This is a genomic window from Acidovorax sp. Leaf73, assembly GCF_916855635.1.
Classification (GTDB): Bacteria; Pseudomonadota; Gammaproteobacteria; order Burkholderiales; family Burkholderiaceae_C; genus Acidovorax; species Acidovorax facilis.
The window spans coordinates 1,362,844-1,382,436 of sequence record NZ_CAKASI010000001.1; the positions used below are offsets into that span (position 1 = coordinate 1,362,844).

General features: G+C 60.4%; 18 protein-coding genes. 8 read left to right on the top strand and 10 right to left on the bottom strand.

What is annotated here, in order from left to right:
* Window positions 1-213: 213 nt before the first annotated feature.
* From LPA35_RS06330 to LPA35_RS06360, 7 genes are all read right to left on the bottom strand, one after another.
* On the bottom strand, window positions 214-957 hold the full coding sequence (locus LPA35_RS06330; RefSeq protein ID WP_228895857.1) for a M48 family metallopeptidase: 744 nt from the start codon (window positions 955-957) through the stop codon (window positions 214-216).
* A complete protein-coding gene (locus LPA35_RS06335) occupies window positions 947-4,144 on the bottom strand; it encodes a type I restriction endonuclease subunit R (RefSeq protein WP_228895859.1) in 3,198 nt (1,065 codons plus the stop codon). Before LPA35_RS06335 ends, LPA35_RS06330 begins: the two co-directional genes overlap by 11 nt.
* The gene (locus LPA35_RS06340) at window positions 4,141-5,073 is read right to left on the bottom strand and encodes an endonuclease NucS domain-containing protein (RefSeq protein WP_228895861.1); all 933 of its coding nucleotides are present in this window, start codon (window positions 5,071-5,073) and stop codon (window positions 4,141-4,143) included. Before LPA35_RS06340 ends, LPA35_RS06335 begins: the two co-directional genes overlap by 4 nt.
* Before the next feature lie 25 nt (window positions 5,074-5,098).
* On the bottom strand, window positions 5,099-5,857 hold the full coding sequence (locus LPA35_RS06345) for a hypothetical protein (protein ID WP_228895863.1): 759 nt from the start codon (window positions 5,855-5,857) through the stop codon (window positions 5,099-5,101).
* 73 nt (window positions 5,858-5,930) lie between these two features.
* Window positions 5,931-7,187 carry a restriction endonuclease subunit S gene (locus LPA35_RS06350; protein ID WP_228895865.1) on the bottom strand — a complete coding sequence of 419 codons (1,257 nt, stop codon included), beginning with the start codon at window positions 7,185-7,187 and terminating at the stop codon, window positions 5,931-5,933.
* Window positions 7,178-9,607: a class I SAM-dependent DNA methyltransferase gene (locus LPA35_RS06355; protein WP_228895867.1), complete on the bottom strand. Its 2,430-nt coding sequence runs from the start codon at window positions 9,605-9,607 to the stop codon at window positions 7,178-7,180. Before LPA35_RS06355 ends, LPA35_RS06350 begins: the two co-directional genes overlap by 10 nt.
* A 547-nt stretch (window positions 9,608-10,154) precedes the next feature.
* The gene (locus LPA35_RS06360; protein WP_228895869.1) at window positions 10,155-10,592 is read right to left on the bottom strand and encodes a hypothetical protein; all 438 of its coding nucleotides are present in this window, start codon (window positions 10,590-10,592) and stop codon (window positions 10,155-10,157) included.
* Window positions 10,593-10,614: 22 nt separating this feature from the next.
* Between LPA35_RS06360 and LPA35_RS06365 the strand changes: the two genes are divergently transcribed.
* From LPA35_RS06365 to LPA35_RS06375, 3 genes are all read left to right on the top strand, one after another.
* Complete coding sequence (locus LPA35_RS06365) at window positions 10,615-11,616, top strand: DUF932 domain-containing protein (protein WP_228895871.1); 1,002 nt, start codon at window positions 10,615-10,617, stop codon at window positions 11,614-11,616.
* Window positions 11,617-11,772: 156 nt separating this feature from the next.
* Window positions 11,773-12,786 carry a YqaJ viral recombinase family protein gene (locus LPA35_RS06370; protein WP_228895873.1) on the top strand — a complete coding sequence of 338 codons (1,014 nt, stop codon included), beginning with the start codon at window positions 11,773-11,775 and terminating at the stop codon, window positions 12,784-12,786.
* A 105-nt stretch (window positions 12,787-12,891) separates the two neighbouring features.
* Window positions 12,892-13,887: a phage capsid protein gene (locus LPA35_RS06375; RefSeq protein WP_228895875.1), complete on the top strand. Its 996-nt coding sequence runs from the start codon at window positions 12,892-12,894 to the stop codon at window positions 13,885-13,887.
* A 755-nt stretch (window positions 13,888-14,642) separates the two neighbouring features.
* Here the strand turns inward: LPA35_RS06375 and LPA35_RS06380 are convergent.
* From LPA35_RS06380 to LPA35_RS06390, 3 genes are all read right to left on the bottom strand, one after another.
* Window positions 14,643-14,918 (bottom strand): H-NS family nucleoid-associated regulatory protein, encoded by a 276-nt coding sequence (locus LPA35_RS06380; RefSeq protein ID WP_228895877.1) that lies wholly within the window; start codon window positions 14,916-14,918, stop codon window positions 14,643-14,645.
* Window positions 14,919-15,022: 104 nt separating this feature from the next.
* Window positions 15,023-15,226 (bottom strand): hypothetical protein, encoded by a 204-nt coding sequence (locus LPA35_RS06385; protein ID WP_228895879.1) that lies wholly within the window; start codon window positions 15,224-15,226, stop codon window positions 15,023-15,025.
* 262 nt (window positions 15,227-15,488) lie between these two features.
* Window positions 15,489-15,782: a helix-turn-helix domain-containing protein gene (locus tag LPA35_RS06390; protein WP_228895881.1), complete on the bottom strand. Its 294-nt coding sequence runs from the start codon at window positions 15,780-15,782 to the stop codon at window positions 15,489-15,491.
* 128 nt (window positions 15,783-15,910) lie between these two features.
* Between LPA35_RS06390 and LPA35_RS06395 the strand changes: the two genes are divergently transcribed.
* From LPA35_RS06395 to istA, 5 genes are all read left to right on the top strand, one after another.
* Window positions 15,911-16,123, top strand: coding sequence for a hypothetical protein (locus LPA35_RS06395; protein WP_228895882.1), 213 nt, complete (start codon window positions 15,911-15,913; stop codon window positions 16,121-16,123).
* A 281-nt stretch (window positions 16,124-16,404) separates the two neighbouring features.
* Entirely contained in the window at window positions 16,405-16,650 is a 246-nt protein-coding gene (locus LPA35_RS06400; protein WP_228895883.1) for a hypothetical protein, read from the top strand.
* Window positions 16,651-16,739: 89 nt separating this feature from the next.
* Window positions 16,740-17,906 carry a hypothetical protein gene (locus tag LPA35_RS06405; protein WP_228895885.1) on the top strand — a complete coding sequence of 389 codons (1,167 nt, stop codon included), beginning with the start codon at window positions 16,740-16,742 and terminating at the stop codon, window positions 17,904-17,906.
* Window positions 17,907-18,265: 359 nt separating this feature from the next.
* Entirely contained in the window at window positions 18,266-18,415 is a 150-nt protein-coding gene (locus LPA35_RS06410; protein ID WP_228895887.1) for a hypothetical protein, read from the top strand.
* Between the two features lie 115 nt (window positions 18,416-18,530).
* The coding region (istA, locus tag LPA35_RS06415) for an IS21 family transposase (protein ID WP_228895888.1) at window positions 18,531-19,593 on the top strand (1,063 nt) is incomplete at its 3' end.

Here is a 19,593-nt window from a genome sequence, read left to right on the forward strand (position 1 = left end):
CGTTCCAGGTCGGTGACGTGAAACGATGGATGTTTGCGGCTGCTGCCGCTCATGCACTGGACCGCGGATGACTCAGATCAGCCTGGTCCCGCCGTAGCCGTTTGAATCGACTGGTCCGCAGCGGTCGCAGTCATCCAGCCTTCGCCCACGAGCGCGCACTATCGGCTAAAAGCGGGCCAATCAACAACTGTCCAAGAAATTCCCAAAAATTCCTCAGTAAGACCATTGCTCATGCCCAAGCGGCGTCGCATTGAGCAACTGGCGGCGCTGCGGCCAGTCAGGCAGGTGCTGATCCATGAGCGCCGTGAAGCGTTCATTGTGGTGCCGCTCGATGAGGTGCACAAGCTCATGCACCACGATGTATTCCAGACACCGCACCGGAGTTTTGACCAGCTCCAGGTTCAGCCAGATGCGCCGTGCCTGCACATTGCAGGAACCCCATTTGGTTTTCATCTTCTTGATGCCCCAGCCCGCCACCTGCACACCCAGCAGTAGCTGCCATTGCGCCAACAAGTTGGCAACAGCAGCCCGCAACTCCACGCGGTACCAGGCCTGGAGGACACTCTGGCGGGCCTCCACGGTGCTGCCCGGCCGCACGAACAGGTCGATGGAGGCAATACCGCGCAACGCCACGCGGGCTGGTCCGCTTTGCTCATGCACCCGCAGCCGGTAGCGGCGGCCCCAAACATAGTGGCTTTCGCCATTGACCATTTCACGCTCGGACTGGCGAGGCTGATTGGCAAACTGCGCACGTTGGCGCTTGATCCAACCAAGCTTGTCGATCACCGCCAGCCGCACGGCCTCGTCACTTATGACTAGCGGCGCGGCCACCCGCACCCGGCCCAGTGGGGGGTACACGCCCAGGTGCAAGTTTTTGATGTCCTTGCGAACGACCTCCACCGCAATGCCACTGACCGCTATGCGTTTCACGGCGGCAGGCTGCGCCTCAATAGTCATGTTGCTGCTGCTTTGCCAGTTCGAGGATGCGGTCGGTCTCTTTTTCCAGGTCCAGTGGCGCAGCGATAGCCGCACCCACGTCATCCCCCCCCAACCTGGAATCTGTCGGTACCGCCGTGGCCAGCACATGCCGTATTGCCAGCCGGACCTTTTTGACCTTCATGGAGTTGTCGCGCCAGCCAGCCTGCAGGCTGGCCTTGATGGCTGCATCAACGGCCACGGCCAGATCGGGCAGCTTGCTGTGCAAGTTGTTGTACAGCGCGCGCAATGCCGGCGTGTGGATGGCCGACGGGTAACCTGGCCCGTCGCCACCAGGCACGGTGCACTGTTGCGCCAACGTGGCCACCTTCTGCAAGTACTCCATGTAGCTCACCGCGCCTTTGCGCCGCTGCTCGATCAAGGCATCAAGCAGCTTGGACATCTTGTCGTAGTACGCTGGGTCCACCGGCGACTCGTTGATGATCAACTTGCGCACGTTGTTCTCAATCGTCTCTGCCACCGCTTCTTCGCTCTTTTGGATGCCACTGGGCAAGGCGTCTACCGCATCTGGCCCGCGCTCCACAATCAACTGGATCAACGTCAGGTCGTCGAACGACGAAATCTTTTCGCTGTCGTCGGCGCGAATGTAAGTGTCGATCAGGTGCCGCATGGCGGGCTCATACGCCTTGAGGTCGATGTAGTCGCCGCTGGACAGCTTCACCTCATCGCGCACCTTGGCGTAGTGGTCCACCTCGGCCTTGATGATGGCGATTTCTTTCTCGCCGTACCCGGCCTCTGTCAGTTCGCTGGCAATGGCTGCGTAGGCTCGCAGCAGGCTGGCGGTGAACTTGTAGAGCTTGAGCCGCTTAGGTTCGTTCTCTTTCAGTTGCTCCGCGTTGCCGGATTCCTTGGCGCAGAAATAGCTCAGGTATGCCACTGTGTCGCGGGCTGGACCCACCGGCTCGCAAAGCGCCTTCACTGCCTCCCGCGCATCCTCCAGGTTCTCGCACGCCTTGTCCACACGGTCTTCCAGCAGGCCCTTCACATCCTCCGCGTCATAGCCATCCAGCGCGCCGCTGGTGTAGTCCTGCACGGCGCCTTCCAACCGTTTGAACAGGTCTTTGTAGTCCACTACATAGCCGTATTCTTTGGAATCACCATCCAGCCGGTTCACCCGGCAAATGGCCTGGAACAAGCCGTGGTCCTGCATCTTCTTGTCGATGTAGAGGTAGGTGGCCGATGGCGCATCAAAACCGGTCAGCAGCTTGTCCACCACGATTAGCAGCTTCATCTGGCCTGGCTCGTCGATGAATTTCTTCTTCACCGCCAGTTCAAACTTGTCGGCCTTTCCTTGTGCGAATTCAGGGGGTTCGCCAAACCAGTCGGCCAGCATCTGCCGGTACACGCCGTACTTGAACAGATTGTCGGTATCCCCTGCACCCGTGGTCTCGCCCTTGGAGTCGGCCACATGGGGCGCATAGCTGCTCACGATGGCGCACTTGCCTTTGAGCTCGGTTTTGTTGAACAACTCGTAATACTTGCAGGCTTCGTAAATGCTGCCCGCCACCAACATGGCATTGCCATGCCCATCCATCAGGCGCGGCTTGGTGGCCATGTCCAGCAGAATGTCGGACACGATCTGCTCCAGCCGCGACTGGCTGGACAGCACCCGCTGCATGGTGCCCCACTTCTGCTTGAGCTGGGCCTTGGCCAGGTCGTTCAAACCGCTGGTCTTGGCGTCAAACCAGTCGTCAATCTTCTTTTGCGAGGTGATGGACTGGTCGATGTCGCGCGCCTCGTAGCGCAGGTCCAGCACCACGCCTTCGCGCACGGCCTGATCAAACTTGTAGGTGTGGATGTAGCGGCCAAACACCTCAATGCTCTTTTGCTTGTCGTCCTTGAGCAGCGGCGTGCCGGTAAAGCCAATAAACACCGCATTGGGCAACAGCGCCTTCATGGCCTCGTGCAGGTCGCCGCTCTGGGTGCGGTGGCATTCGTCCACAAACACATGGATGTCGCCCTTGGCCTGGAAGTCTTTGGGCAGGTTGCGTAGCGACGCCACGAAGGCCTTGGTGGCTTCCTTGCTGGCGGCGTCGCCCTCGTCGTCATCGTCGCCCCCCTTGCCACCAAACTTGTGCACCAGGGTGCACAGCAGCGTCTCTTCGGTGTCGTTGAGCTTTTCAATCAAGTCTGCACCGCTCTTGGTGCGGCAGATGGTTTCGCTGACTCCTTTGAAGACTTTTTCGATCTGCTCGTCCAGCTCGGTGCGGTCGGTGATGATGAGCACTCGCGCACCCGTGCGGTTGGCCAGAATCCACTTGGCCAGCCAGACCATGGTCAGGCTCTTGCCGCTGCCCTGGGTGTGCCAGATGATGCCGCCCTCGTGCCGGGCAATGAACGCTTGCGCCTCTTTCACGCCAAAGTACTGGTTCTGGCGGCACAGCTTTTTGGTGCCTGCGTCAAACACCACAAAGTCGTGCACCAGCTCCAGCAGCCGCGCCTTGCTGCACACCTGCAACAGGTGCCGATCGAGCGCGTTGGGCTCGGCGGCAAAGTCGCCGCCCTCTTCCACCCATTTCAGGTAGTACTTCTCGGGCGTCTCGATCGTCCCGTAGCGCAGGCCCTCGGTGTCATTGCCCGCCATCACCCACTGCAGGGTGGAGAAAAACGGCTGGATGAACTCTTTCTTCTGGTTGTCCAGGTTCTGGCGGATGCCCTCGGACACTGAAACGGTAGAGCGCTTGAGCTCCAGCACACTGAGGGCGATGCCGTTCACATAGAGCACGATGTCGGGCCGCTTGGTGGCAGCCTTGGGCTCTGCGCCTTTCACCGTGACCTCTTCGGCAAAGGCAAAATCGTTGGCGTCCACATGCTGCCAGTCGATCAGCCAGACGGTGAGGGTGTTCTCGCCCACCTCGGGCTTGAGCTTGATGCCGTAGCGCAGCAGGCGATACACCTCGCGGTTGCGGTCGTACAGGGTTTGGCTGGTGTCGCTGGCCACCTTTTGCAGCTCAAAGAGGGCGCGGCTGGCCAATACGGGGGCTACGCCCTGGCTGACAAGCCATGCTGTCAGGCGCTCGGGCTCGATGTTGGCATTGCCTGCGCGGTCTATCCAGTTGCCCAAGTAGGTGTAGTGCAGGCGGTCGCGCAACAGCTCGACGATGCGGGCCTGGGTTTGTTTTTCGATCTGGCCGACGGTGCTGCTCAAGGGTTGCCCTTCAGCAGCTTGAACGTCATCTGATACCGATAAAAGTCAATCGTTGGCGTCATCGCCAGTGCCCGGCGTATTCGAATGTCATCCTCTAAAGCAATGACCACACCGCGTACAGCCTGAGCAGGCTCGGCCAACTCTTCCTTCACAAAACCCATATAGCGCAACACCTGGCCAACCACCACATCGCTGGCGCGGCCGCGCTTGAGCTCCACCACCAGCAGTTCACTTTTGTCTTTTTTAATGGCCAGCACATCCATCGGGCCGGTGTCCGTAGGGTACTGCTGGCCCACCAGTTCGCCGTCTTCCGCAAAGATGTCGTAGTCCTTGCCCAGGTCTGTCTGCGCCCAGTTCTTCACCAGAAAATCCTCAAGGTGCTTCTCCATGGCAAAAGCCACAGGGTCATCGACCGTTGGATCGGACGATGGGCTGGCGGGCGCTACCGTCACGCCAATCAACTGCTCAATCTCCGCAGCGTATTTGGTGATAGTGCTCACGGTGCCGATGGAACCAGTGGAATTGCGCAGCGCCTCGCTCATATCTGCACGCTGAATGGTCTGTGATAACCACCTCACTGGGCGACGGTGAGGAAATGGCTCTCCGTCCACATAGAAATAGTCGCCACTGACCTCCCCCACAAAGTAGGTGCCTGTGCCGTCGGGCGAGATCACCAGGTCACCCTTGGCAATGCCTTTGGCTATTGTCCAAAGCGCACCGCACGCCAAGCCTGCCCCAATCTTTGTCTTGCCCGGATGCCTGGCCATGAAGATGGGAACGAACTTCTTGTTGAACGCACGCCAGTCGTCACCCAGATCTGCATTCAGGTTCTGCGGAATCTCAAAGTTTGCACCGATGTACCCCCCGGCATGTGCGGTCGATGCATAAGCACCACCCCGACCCTGCATCACACGGTAATAGTTCTTCATTGATGTGTACCCCTCCTATCCCCAACTATGCCAGCGAATCCCTCGTCACCCAAATCCACCCCTCGCTGGGCGGCACACTGGCATACGGCGCCGCCAAGGCCTCCCGCCGCTGATCAAACAGGTACGCCACCAGCGCACAGGTCAGCGCGTCGGTCTGGTCCGGATGGTCCAGCGCGGGGAAGCCCTGGAGCAGCTTTGCCATGATGTGAGACGTCTTGCAGGCTGATGGGTAGGCTTCTATGGCCACCAAATGGCGGGTATCTGTCCAGACCCCGCAGCTTGTGCGATGCAGCGCAAACTTGGCCAGGACGTGCATCCCCTTGGTGGCCTGGCTGCCGATCATGTCTTTGACGGCAGACAGAGGTTTCAGGCCATGCGCAGACAAAAACCGCTCAGTGTGGCGAAACAAGTAGGGGTTGGTGCTGGACTGGCCGATGGGCTCCACGCACTGAAAGCCCGTGACCAGCTCCACCAACGCCTGTGGGAAACCCAGCGGTGTGTCGATGGCCAGGGCGATGCGAGGGGCCGGGGGCTGCGCAGCCTCAGCCCCCAATGCCAGCCCGCTGGAGCAGCCACACAGAGCAAACAAGGCGTCGATGAAAGCATCCGTCCGATTGACGGCGTTGAGGGTGGTGCGCAGATTGCCGCGCCATGGCTTGCCGACGATCTGCAAGGCCGCGTCGAGAATGACGATGGCATCGCGGCTCTTGCCGTTCTTTTCGCAGTTCCATCCCCCCACATCCCAGCCGATGTAGAACGACGAGGCCAGGTGGGGCTGGGTCATAGGGCGCTGTAAACGCTATTGTTTTGATAGCTTCTTACGCACATCCTACGAGCGCTAGAGGCCGATTTGGCCATTAATTAGCCCCTGCCAGCCGGATGCGGCCGGTCAGCAGCGCCTGCATCATCCCCTGCTTGAGCGCACAGGTTTTGTCGCGGCGGGCTTCCAGGGTGGCGAGTTCGGCGTCCATGTCGGAGAGGACGGCAGCAATGGCGGTTTGCTCGGCCAATTTTGGAAAAGGAACGCTCAACGCCCGAATGATTGTCAAATTCAACCCCCCCCTGCCGCCATCCCCTGTCGAGAGTCCGCGCAGTTCATCGTATCTAGCGTCAAGGTTGTAGTAGAGATATTCGGGCACAAATGTCTGACTCGGCAGGATCGCGGCTATAGACTGATTGGTGCAAAGTTCGACAAGATTCATGGCTACCGTACCGCGCGTCTTTCCCTGTCCCGCCAAACCGATCAACACGCACCTTTCGGGAATCATTTTTGTACTCGAATTGCGTAAGCCATTGGCTGTAATCCTGCCCTCAACTTCTGCCACCAATTTGAGATTCAACTCACCTGAACTCATCCACCGTATTGAGCCTCCCCAGTAATTTGCGTTTGAAGTACTTGGTGTGCCGCCAGACGTGCAATCCGTAAACTCTCGAACGCGCTTCACCTCCCACTCCCCACTAAACCCCGGCAGCCGGGTCTGGCCGGTGAGAAGTTGCTGCATGGCGGCCTGTTTGAGGTCGCGCTTCTTGGAGATGAGCTGGTCGATCTTGGCGAGCAGGGCGTCCACATCCGACAAGGCAGTGGCGATGGCGCACTGTTCGGGCATTGGTGGGATTGGCGCAACAACTTGTTTAAGGTCTGCCTGCCCGATGTTAGCCCTGATTGCACCTTGCCCCCTAGCCACAATTTGCTTCCGAATCGCCGGTGCGCGGAATGCGTAGCCAGAATAAATTGGGTCTACTAAATCGTTTCTGAATTGCCCACGGATAACGAAGCCACCAAAGACCGCAGGTTGGGTATCCAAATAAACAGACGACAACCCAACTTCCTCAGGTGTTTCTGAACTTCGGTTGAACACCATGTCGCCTCGACGAACCGTGAATACTTCGGCAACACTCTTTGCAATCGTCACGCGGCCGGGAATGTCTGAAGCTTTGAGGTGTCCTTTTGTGATTACTTCAAGGACATTCACAAAAGGCAGACCCTTTCCGTAGGCACCTTTGTCAGCGTTTATTCCATTTCGGAAATCCAGTAAGTGCTGGAAAGACATTACTGCCCAGCGCTCTGGAATCACCCCCACCTCGGTCTGCTTGTACCCCGCCCTCAGTTCCATACGAACCCCATCGCTTTCAGGTGCTCGCCCACCCGGCTGGCCAGCACTTCCACTTCATCACCCAGCGCAGGCAGCGGCGTGGCGTAGCGCTCAGCCAGCTGGCGGATGCGGCCGGTCAGGGCCTGGCTGACGCGGTCCAGCTCACTTTGCACGCTGGCGGTCAGGGTGGCCAGCCATTTGTCTTGCACCACCAGGGTCTGGATGTCAGCCACGGCCAGGTGCGCGTACTTGGCGGTCACTTTGGCGTCCAGCGCCTTTTGGGCGTCCTTGGCTTTTTTGCTGGCGGTTGCCTCCTGCTCCAGCAGAGCAGCGTAGGCTTTCAGGGCTTTGATTTCATCCTGGGCGTCTGCTAGCTCATCGGGTTTGGTGACGGCTTGCAGCTTCTTGAGCCGATCTTTCACGCTCTTGGCGGTGAGCTTGCCTTTATCGGTTTTGCCTTCCTCCAACAGACCGCCCTCACCGCCGTGCTCTTCGTCCTGCTCTTCCATCTGGCGGGTGATGGCATCGCGCTCGGCTTCCAGCGCCTCCACCGCTTGCTGCTCAGCGGCAAAGTAGCGGTCCACCACCAGGGCGGTAGGAATCAGGTCCACATTGGGCTTGCCATCTTGCACGGCCAGCCAGCCGTCGGTGGCAATCATCCACACATCGTCTTGCATAGACTCGGCCCAGTAGTCCATCAGGTGCTGGTACACGTCGTAGGCGTCAATCAGCGGCGCGGCGTCAAACGCTTGCAGCAGGCTCTCGGACAGGTTTTCAATCAGCGCCTTGGGCCGGTCGCCCAACTGGATGCCGGTGAGCAGCGGCGTGTGGGCGGCCTTCCAGGTGGCAAAGCGCTCCGTCACCGTTTGGTTGAAGGTGGTGAACTCGCTGTGGCCGAAGATGGTGGGTTTGATCTGACTGGGCTCTACCGTCAGTTGGCAATAGGCGCTGCAACGCTCGGGGTCTGCCACCGGCGCAAACAGCGCCTGGCGCACGGCAGGCAGCACCTGCCAGTAGCCCTGCAGGCCATCAATGTCCGCGAGGGGTATGCCGCCCTTGAGGTGGGCTTCAATGTCTTGCAAGTCCTCGGGCTCGGTGCTGTCGATATAGCGCGGCAGGTTGAGGTTGTAGTCGTTGGCGGCAATCTCGGCCAGTGGCACCAGGCGGGCGTATTTGGGGTCGCTGCCGTCTTGCCGGGTGAAGGTGTCCACGATGCGGTGCATGTCTTGGGCGCGCAGACGGTTCTTATTGCCATCCTTGATGAAGCCCTTGCTGGCGTCCACCATGAAGATGCCACCCCCTTCCATGGCGCGGCCGGCGGCGCCCTCTTTGTCCAGCACGATGATGCAGGCCGGTATGCCGGTGCCGTAAAACAGGTTGGCAGGCAGGCCGATGATGCCTTTGATGAAGCCCCGCCTGACGATGTTGGCGCGGATGCTGCCCTCGGCCCCACCGCGAAACAGCACGCCGTGCGGCAAGATCACCGCGCCCTTGCCGGTGCTCTTGAGGGTTTTGAGGATGTGCAGTAAAAAGGCGAAGTCGCCATTCTTGGCCGGGGGCACGCCGTACTCAAAGCGGCTGAACAGGTCGTTCTGCGGATCGAACCCGTTGCTCCAGGCTTTGGTGCTGAACGGTGGGTTGGCCACCACGTAGTCGAAAGTCTGGAGCGCACCCATGTACAGGAAGTGCGGGTTGGCCAGGGTGTTGTCGCGCCAGATTTCGGCGGTGGGGCAGTCGTGCAGCACCATGTTCATGCGGCTGAGTGCTGCAGTGGCGTTGTCCATCTCCTGGCCGTACAGGGCCAGGTCGAGGCCGGTGCGGCTTTTGGCCTCGTCGTGCGCCTTGAGCAAAAGCGACCCAGACCCGCAGGTAGGGTCAAAAATGCTTTGTTTGCCACTGGTGGCGCGGCCCAGTTCGATGACCTGGGCCATGACCCGCGAGACTTCAGCCGGGGTGTAGAACTGGCCCTTGCTCTTGCCGCTTTCGGTGGCGAAGTGGCGCATGAGGTACTCATACGCATCGCCCAGCAGGTCGTCGCCCTCAGCCCGGTTGCGGCCAAAGTCCAGCCCCTCAAAAATGCCGACCAGTTTGGTGAGCCGGTCCACCATTTCTTTGCCTTTGCCCAGCTTTTCTTCGTCGTTGAAGTCGGCCACGTTGATGGCACCCTTGAGGGTGTCATTGGCATCGGCCAGGCGGCCCACCAGCTTGTTGATCTTGTCGCCGATTTCCTTGTCGTTCTTGAGCGCCACCATGTCGGCAAAGCTGCCGCCGGGCGGCACTTCGATCAGCGCATTGGGGTTGCCCGCGTATTTATCGGACACGTATTTGACGAACAGCAGTACCAATACATAGTCTTTGTACTGGCTGGCATCCATGCCGCCGCGCAGTTCGTCACAAGACTTCCAGAGTGATGAATAGAGTTCGGATTTTTTGAGGGCCATGCGAGGGAGTTTTGTTGTCTTTTGCGCAAATGTGTAGCCGTCGAATGTACTGTGGCAGACCGGGCATTCATCAATCGAAATTTCACAATAAGAAACAACCCGGCGTAGATGTGAGTGCGGCCCATCACAAGGATCGAGGTGGCAGCGTCTTGGCTCTCCGCTCTTGATCGCAGGGGTCGCTCGACGACTGCGGGTTGAGCGGAGCAACCAGCCTCCAGGAGAAAGCTGTAGACGCCAGTGTTGAGTCGAACTGCCAGTAGCGCAGTCGACTGGTTCACTGCTCCCATGCGCAAGTGGCAGATTCGCCAGACGGCTTGAAGCTCGCAGGCCAATCCAAACTTTTTCAGTCACATATCACCGCTTCGAATTGAACCTCAGTTGCAGCATCAATCCGAGTAGCCGCCTCCCCGTCCGGCACGCCCCACCAGCGCTGCCGGGCGCTATGCCGTCTCGGTAGCGCCAGAACTGTCCGTATTCCCCACAAGCCCCGTGTGTTCACCACCCGGGGCTTTTTCTTTGGCCGCTCGTTCCGTCCCGCTTCCGTCCTTCACATCACACACCCCAAGGAGATTTCCCCGTGCTCAGTTGCCCCAAATGCCAATCCCTCCGCGTCGAAACCCTCGACCGCGGCCGCACCGCAGGCGCCGCCATCGGCGCTGTCGCCGGTGCAGCCAGCGGCGCCGCAGCCGCCCTGCGCACCGCCCAACTCGGTGCCACCTATGGCTCGCTCGTCGGCCCCGCTGGAACTGTCCTCGGTGCCGTCGCCGGAGCCGCCATGGGCGGCCTCAGCGGCGGCGCCGTCGGCTGCGAGATCGGCTGTCAGATCGGCAAAGCAGTCGATCAGAACTGTCTCAAGAACCGCCACTGCCTGGAGTGCGGGTACCGCTTTCGGGATCCGTACGCCTGAGCGCTCGCCCTTTTTGCCCTTTTCGCGCTCTTCAGGCTCGTCACTTTTCTCACTTCCCTCCCCTCGTTCTCTTTTCATTCATTTTTCAAGGAGTATTCCAATGGCACACCTCGTTCAAACCATGGCCTATGTCGGTGAGACCCCCTGGCACAACCTGGGCCAGCAACTGCCTGCCAAACAACCCATCGATGTCTGGGCCCGAGAAGCGGGCATGGACTGGACCATCCGTGAGGCGCCCGTGCGCTACATGGCCACGGAATCCGGCCCAGTTGGCCAGACCCCCTCTTCCGTCTCCGCGCTGTATGCCGAACCCATGGAGTTCCCCGACCAGAAGGTGCTGTACCGCAGCGATAACAAGGCCCCTCTGTCGGTGGTCAGTGCCCGCTACCAGGTCGTGCAACCCAAGCAGGTGCTGGAGTTCTATCGGGATCTGACGGAAGTCTCTGGTTATGAGCTGGAGACCGCCGGGGTCCTCAAGGCCGGGCGCAAGTTCTGGGCCCTGGCCCGTACCGGCAAGTCCTCGGCGCTCAAAGGCAACGATGTGGTCCATGGCTATCTGCTGTTGGCCACTTCCTGCGACGGGACGCTGGCGACAACAGCCACACCGACGACAGTGCGCGTGGTCTGCAACAACACCCTCTCGATTGCCCTGTCTGGAACGTCGAGCGCGATCAAGGTGCCGCACAGCACCAGCTTTGATGCGCAGGCGGTTAAGAAGCAGTTGGGGATTGCTGTCTCCCAATGGGACGGCTTCATGTACCGCATGAAGACCCTGTCCGAGCGCAAGGTCAAGAGCCATGAGTCCATGAACTACTTCTTGAAGGTCCTTTGCCAGACGGATGGGCATGCGGATGCGTCTGCAGGTCTCACCAATGAGCGTGCGCTCAAGAAGGTGCAGGCCATGTACGAGGGCCAGGGCCGGGGCGCCGAGCTGGCTGCAGCCAAGGGCACGGCCTGGGGACTGCTGTGCGCCGTCACCGAGTTCGTGGACCACGAGCGCCGGGCGCGCAGTCAGGAGTACCGCCTGGACAGTGCGTGGTTTGGCCAGGGGGCAAACCTCAAGCAGCGGGCACTGGAGCAGGCTTTGCAGTTGGCGTCATGACGGTGTCTGCCGTTCTTTGCGGTTTATCCATCCACCCTCACCGCCCTTCACGGCATACACCCCGGCTCCTTCAGTGGACCGGGGTCTTTTGTTTTGGGGGGCGGTGTGGCGTCGTGGTTGTTGTTGCTTTTGTTGTTTTCACTTCAAGGAGTCAGCATGGTTCGTCCTGTTGTTTCACCGGGGTCTGAGGCGTCACCGCGTCACCGCCCTGCCCTTCGGCTGGTCAAGACCCAGGACCTGGATCGCGATCAGTGGTTGCAGGTGCGCAAGGGTGGCATTGGCAGTTCCGATGCGGCTGCGGCGGTCGGTCTCAATCCCTACCAGTCGCAGCTGGAGCTATGGATGGAGAAGACCGGACGTGCCCCCACTGCCCCACCGGGTGATGGAGGTGCGGACGATCTGAGTCCGATGTACTGGGGTTCTCTGCTGGAGCCCATCGTGGCGGCGCACTACACCCGCCGTACGGGCAACCGGGTGCGGCGCATCAATGCGGTGCTGCAGCATCCCGAGTTTCCCTGGATGTTGGCCAACATCGACCGGGAGGTGCTGGGAGCGCCGGATGTCCAGTTGCTGGAGTGCAAGACAGCGGGCATTCAAGGGGCCTGGCTCTGGCGCGATGGGGTGCCGGAGTATGTGCAGTTGCAGGTGCAGCACCAGTTGGCCGTGACGGGCAAACAGGCAGCGGATGTCGCGGTGTTGCTGGGAGGCCAGGAGTTGCAGATTTTTCGGATCGAGCGGGATGAGGAGCTGATCGCTCAGCTCATCACCCTGGAGCGGGAGTTCTGGGGCTATGTGGAGCGGGGCCAGGCGCCTCCGGCCGATGGGTCGGATTCTGCAGACCGGGCTTTGCGGGCGCTGTATCCCCGGGACACGGGTTTCACCCTGAACCTCAAGCATGACCTGGTGATGGGGGCGGTGTTTTCTGACCTGCTGGCGGTGCGAGAGGTGCTGGCGACCAACACGGCCTTGGAAGCCCAGCTTAAGCAGTCGATTCAGCAGCGCATGGGGGATTCCAGCCGGGCGGTGTTTGAGAACGGTGAGGTGAGTTTCAAACGCAGCCGGGATGGGACGCAGCTCGATACAGCACGGCTGGCCAAGGAGCAGCCGGAGATCGTCAAGGCCTACACGGTGCCCAAACCTGGGAGTCGGAGGTTCCTGGTGCAGACCTGAGGCGGGTTCATTTTCATTCAACGCATTCCCCCAAACGGGCTTCATCGGTGACGGTGAGGCCCGTTGTGCTTTGGGAGCGCATTCACATTCAACAAGGAGATTCACATGCTCAAAGGTTTGGCTTTGACACCGCCCGTGATCGGGCGCATTGCGATTGGGCGGGTGGTGGAGAAGGCAGGACGTCGTCTTCCAGAGAAGGACGATGAGTTCACGCTGACCAGCCAGGTGCAGAACAAGGAGGGGTGGGTGTTGCATCCTGTGGATGCGCAGCTGCGCAAGGAGCCAGGAGCCAAGCTGCGCAGCATTCCGGTGCGGTTGCTGTTTGACGATCCGGATCTGAGCCTGCGGGCCAACTACACCATGTTTGACCGGGCCTCGGGAAGACCTCTGTGTGTGGGAGATGGGGAGAGCTGCAAGCGGGTGACTCTGTCGGGGATGCAGTCCCTGCCCTGCCCTTCGCCTGCGGTGTGTCCGCTGGCCCAGGACGGGAACTGCAAGCCGTATGGGCGGCTGCATGTGCGGGTGGAGGCTGAGGGGAATACGGACGCAGGCTTGGCTGGCGATGAACTGGGCAGCTTTGTGTTCCGAACCACGGGGTTCAACAGCATCCGAACGTTGTCGGCACGCCTGCGGTATCTGTTTGCGGTGTCGGGTGGGTTGCTGGGGGGATTGCCACTGGAGCTTCGGCTGCGGGGGAAGTCCACCACGCTGTCGCACCGCACGCCGATCTACTACGTGGATCTGACGCTGAGAGCGGGAAGCAGCTTGGCCCAGGTCGTGGCGTTGGCGCGGCAGGAGCGGGAGCAGCAGGCTGCGCTGGGGCTGGATCAGGCTGCGCTGGATGAAGCGGCGCGGCAGGGCTTGGCGCTGGGGGAGTTCGAGGAGTCGGAAGAGGAAGGTGTGGAGGTCGTCCAGGAGTTCTATCCAGAGCCTGGTATGGGGGGAGCGCATCCGGGGGATGGTGACGACTTGGGTAAACGCAGGGCCAGCGCGCCATCTCCGCCGATTTCGCTACGGGGCAAGCTGCATCGCAAGCAGGAGGCACTGGGAGCACGAGCCACCGCAACGGGTGATCCGGGGGCTTCCCATGCGTGCACCTGAAGGGCTGGTTCGGCGCTATGCCGTAGGCCTGGTGATGGAGACGGTGCCGTGCTATCGATACGGACCGGATTCAGAACCAGGTGCCAAGGTGCTTCCGGGGATTCTGGTGAGGCATCGAGCGCCACCACATCGCACGGGGGCAGTGGCACTGCAGCAGGCAGTGGCCTTGCTCACTGGCGAGCGGGTGGCAGTGCCCTCAGCGACCAGTGCGGCCGGGGTGTTGCGCCATGCGCAGCGCTTACTTCCTGGATTCCAAGCTCAGCGGGTCTGGGAACAAGCACCTTCGGACTTGCTGGCGCTGTGCCACGACGCAATTCACCACGGAGGTCTGGTGCTGCTGCTCTGGCAGTCGATAGCCAGGGAGGTACGGGGGGCTACCAGACAACCCTGCCATGCGCCTCAATGGATGCTGGTGGTCGGGGTGGAGGGGCCTTGGAGACCGGTGGGGGATGGATCAGGCAACGCAGTGTGCACAGAGGCTTCAGGACTCATGGTCCTGGATACACAAGTGCATCCTGGGTGGGGATTGGGGCACAACCAGCATCTGGTCCCTGGGGCCTATCCGCACCATGAGGCAGCCGTACGGGTGGCGGAGTTTCGGGCGGTGTGGTCGGCGCGTACGGTGGATGGGGGACTGGACTGTGGGCTGGTCCTCTCGGCGATCACACTGTCTCCCGGCAAGGGCCAGGGCGCCCAGTGATCTGGCGGGCGCTCAGACAGTGCATCCACGCTGTCTGGCTCTTTTTCAGTGCAGCTCAGGCAATCACAAAGGGCGCGCGGTCCTTGCCCGCAATCCACTGGGGCGGCTTGCCCCGGCCGGACCAGGTGGCGCCGGTATCGGGATCGCGGTATTTGGCGGCGACTTTCTTGGGCTGCGGCTTCCAGGGGAACACCTGCTGGGCAGTGAAGCCGAACTCCGCGATCAGTTCATGGACGGTGGCCAGCGCCTGCACGGATTCTTCCTTCTGCGCCTGGGCGATTTGCGCGTCGAGGGATTTTTTCTGGGCCAGGAGTTCGGAGTAGCTGGGCATGGAATTGCGGGGGAACGAAGAAGAAGAAGAAGAAGAAGACTGCGACGATGGCAACGAGTCAGAGGGGTGTGGTGGTCAGCCTCAATGCTCCGGCCCAGGCACGGCTATGGGGCCGCAGTATTGGATTGTGCCGCCTGTCCACCCTGCCGCCAGTCCTGCAGATCGGTGAATTCACGGCCGCAGCCTGTGCACTGAAGGGTCGAGGTGTAGCGCATGGCGCCCGCCTCGTCGCGCGCGACCACCCGGTGGTAGCTGCTGGCGCCGCAGTAGCCACAGCGGTTGACAGTGGCAGGTGGATTCGTGGACATGTCTCGGAAAGGGCTTGTCGCGGGGTGTTGTCGGTGGGTAGCGCGATGGTAGCAATCTGGTGACCACTTGGCTCACCGAAGGGCATCACTGCAACTGCACCGCACTCCTGCCAACTTTGCCACGTTGGCGTCAACCGCTGCCCTGTGGCTGCGTTGATCTGATGAGTTTGCATCACATAATGTCACAAACCCAAGAGGAGGATGGATGGCGGTTTGAGCCTTCAGGCTGGTTGGGCAGCGAGGAGCTAATGGATCCAGGCTTTTACTGTGCCTGGCTCGCCCGGCGCTTGGTCGGCGCTGGCACCTCGGGCGGCTTGAGCAGAGCCCATGGTGCGACACCCAGAACATGCGCCAGGCGCTCGATATTGGACAGCGAGACGTTCCACTTGCAGCGCTCGATGGCCGACACATAGGTGCGGTCGAGGTCGCACTCGTGGGCCAGGCGCTCCTGGGACCACTCTTTTTGCACGCGCAAGAGCCGCACCCAGTACGCGAGGACTTCGCGCAGGTTGGTCGGATCGGGTAGCCGTGTGGGTGGAGTGGGTTTGGCAGGCACCGCGCAAGGATGCGGTTCTGCTTTATTTGCATCTACGGAGTTTGCTTCTCAATTGCAAACGACTCTGTGGGCGTTTTTTGTTTTTAACCACGGAACGCAGGGCGTTCCATTTTGAGGGAGTTGTTGCAATGAAGCTCGGTCGTATCTTGATCGCGGGGTATTTCTTGATCGGACTGCTGTACGCGGTCTATGCGCATTTCTGGGGGCCGGAGCCGTTTCGCAGCTTTGCGTTCCATCTGGGGCAAGGCGTGTTGTGGCCAGTTGCCTTGTTTCCGAGTCTGGGCCCGGTGATCGCGGGGATTGTGGTTTTGATCTTTGTGGCGGTGCTGATGAGCTCGTAGTGCCTGGCGTACTTGCAAGCCTACCGAGGACCGCCAATGGCTTTCATCGCCCGCGTGATCCTGACGCTGTTCGGGATCTATCTGTTTTTCTTGATCTTCAGCTCCTGGGAAATGGTCGGTTCCTGGTGCTGTGGATTTTGGTGCGCCTTGCCTGCGGCAAGGGGTAGATCACACCGTAGGTGCAGGGGAAGGACGGGGTGGCCCTGCAGGCCTTCCCCTCGCCTGCCCGCTCTTTAAGAAAGTGTCTTATGAGATTTGAAGCAATGGTCAGGACCACTGCCGTGGCAGTCCTGCTCGCGGCATCGCTGTCAGCCTGTAGTTCCAAGAACGAGCGGGCGTTTGTGGGGGGCTGCGTGAGCATGGGCGCCAGCCGCGAGAACTGCTCTTGTGCCTACAAAAAGGTGAACGCGACCCACAAGATCGATGGCATCGATTTTGGAGAAATCCTCGGTACGGAGCAGCACAAAAAGATACAGGTGGCGTTCGCCGCCGCTGTGATTCAGTGCATCAAGGAGAACGGGCTGTGATGCCTGTCATCGGCCTGCCCCGGCCTGCCCCGCCCCCTTCCTTCCCTTCCTAACGCTATCCACGCTATTTTTTACACCTTCCAATCACCATGAAAAAAATCCTTGATTTTCTCTTTCCTGCGCATGGCCGCGCAGCGATGTTTGATCCCGCGGCAGTAGTACAACATTGCAAGACCATTGGCTCTTCCCAGCTTCTTTGCCAAACGGCGAGGAATGCGCTGCGCAAGGCCCACGGACGGCTGATGCTGATCTGTGCTCCAGTACTGTTGGGGGGCTGCTTCGGAGCCGGCAACATCGATATCGTGAAGAACTCCGTGTGGACAGCGATGCCGGACACCACAATCGGCAAAGCACTAGACAGCCGGGTTTCATGCACGAGTCCCCACTGGCGGGAGTTCGATGACGAGCGTGGACGGCGCATTGTTGAGTACTCCTGTGAATTCCAAGGGGTTCAGGAGTACCTTGCCAGCGAGACCCAGCGCGTGGTCGGCCTGTACGAACAAGAAGTACAGGGCACCCTGACATTGCTCAACGCGACGTTGCAACGGGCTCAGGCCAAAGTTCAAGGCCTACGCGACGGGAAAGCAGAAATGTTGTCTCGGCACGCACAATGGGCTGCCGAAGATGAAGAGCGCAGCAAGACCATCCAGAATGATCTCAAGACCCTGGAGTCCATGCGGGACTGCCCAGCGTTTCAGCCGGACCTGCTTCAGACCAAGGGGATTGGCACGCAGTTGAAATTCGAAGCCAAGCGCTGTGGGCGCTACAGCCGAGCAAGTGATGATCCCTACGTCCAGAAGTGGGGCAGCCTGGTCCAGCAACTCCAGGGGGATCTACAGCGACTCGCGAGATCGGTTGACGTTCGAAGAGAGCAGATAGCGGAACGGGATGACGCTATTGCACGGGCTGAGGCAGAGTTGGCCATACTGGACCAAGAAAAAGCGCAGAAGGCGACGGCAGTCCAGGATAAAGGCGCTTCAGCCCAGGCAGAGCTCCAGAACAAGGCATCCGCCCACCTCAAAAACTACAAGAGCCTGCGCGAAATCACGCAATGGAGCATCGTCAATGGCGAGCCGGTCCATGTGGGCTCCGCCGTTGAACTCCAGGCAGGTGCTATTACGCTCACAGAGCCAATGCCCGTGTCCTTTGTCATCAACGATACGCGGGACGAAACGCCGGACTTGGCTCGCCGAGTACGCACGACCAACATGATCGACAGCATGTGGGGCAGGTACAAGCGGCAAAGCGGTGGCTGAATGACGTGCAGTGCACGCTAAAGACCGGCAGGCACTGCTTTCTACTGAGCTGCCTATGTGGACTGGAAGGCGTCGGAGACGACGCCATTCACCACCGTCAAGCCAGCTTCGACGTGATTGCTGGGCTATAGATCTCTGCTGTTGATGAGGCTATTCCCAGATATGCCAGAGGCGAGTTTCAATGGTCTTTTGACAATTGGGCGGGGAACCACTACTGATGATTGTGCAACGTATAGTCAGCATCTGGAGATGCACACCAACCCCGGCGCAAATAGGCGTTGGGGCTGGAAACTCTCTGTGTTCTTTTTTCGCCGAACCCATGCATGGCAAAGCGAGACCAACTAGCCCGACGACAACCATTGACCACAGACAACATCGACACCGAGCCGGTGATTGCCCAAGCTTGCGAAGGGCTCGTGAATCAGTTGCAGAAGTCACGGCAACTTGACACCAGCAGCGTGGTGCACCGGGTGATGCTTAAAGCCTTCTACGGCATGTTCAGCCATTAGCAGTGTTGGTGCCGATGCAATCTTGACCAGCTAAACCGCAAAGTACCAATCCAATATTGACCAGGGTGTTCCACTGACCTGCTGAGAATTTCAGCAGGGATTCAAGGTGATCACCATGGACATGATTGGCAAGGTCAGGCGCATGAGGCTGCGCGACCAACTCTCTCTCAGCGAGATCGCAAAGCGCACGGGCCTGTCGCGCAACACGGTCAAGAAGTGGCTCAAGGCGCCCGGCGATGTTGCCCCGAAGTACGAGCGGGTGAAGCTCGATGGCAAGCTAACTGCGTTCGAGCCGATCCTGCATCAAGCGCTCACAACCGACAGCCATCGCCCCAAGCAGGGACGGCGCAGCGGCCGTGCCTTGTTTGCTCAGATACAGGCCCAGGGCTACCGCGGCGGCTACAGCGCCGTCACCGACTACATCCGTCGCTGGCGGGTGGAGTCGGCAGCCAGTCCGTCCAAGGCGTTCGTTCCGATGAGCTTCGAGCTGGGCGAGGCCTTCCAGTTCGACTGGAGCGTCGAAGCCATGGTCGTCGGCGGCGTTTTCTACAACGTGCAAGTGGCGCACCTGAAGCTGTGCGCCAGCCGGGCCTTCTGGCTGGTGGCCTACCCCAGCCAGGGCCACGAGATGCTGTTCGACGCCCACACTCGCTCGTTCCAGGCACTTGGCGGCGTCACCAGGCGCGGCATCTACGACAACATGCGCACCGCCGTGGACAAGGTGCAACGCGGCAAGCAGCGCACGGTCAACGCGCGCTTCGCAGCCATGTGCAGCCACTACCTGTTCGACCCCGACTTCTGCAACGTCGCCTCGGGCTGGGAGAAGGGGGTGGTGGAGAAGAACGTGCAGGACAGCCGCAGGCGCATCTGGATCGAAGCCGCGACCCGTCGCTTCGGCTCGTTCATCGAACTCAATGCCTGGCTGAGCGAGCGGTGTCGTTCGGTGTGGAGCGACACCACGCATCCGATCCACCGACAGTTCACCGTGGCCGAGATGTGGGAGTTGGAGAAGCCTCACCTCATGTCCATGCCGGCCCCCTTCAACGGCTACGTCGAGCGGCTGGCCCGGGTCAGCAGCACCTGCCTGGTGGCCGCCGCGCGCAACCGTTACTCCGTGCCGTGCGAGTGGGCCGGCCACATCGTCAGCACCCGCGTCTATCCCGAACGAATCGATGTGG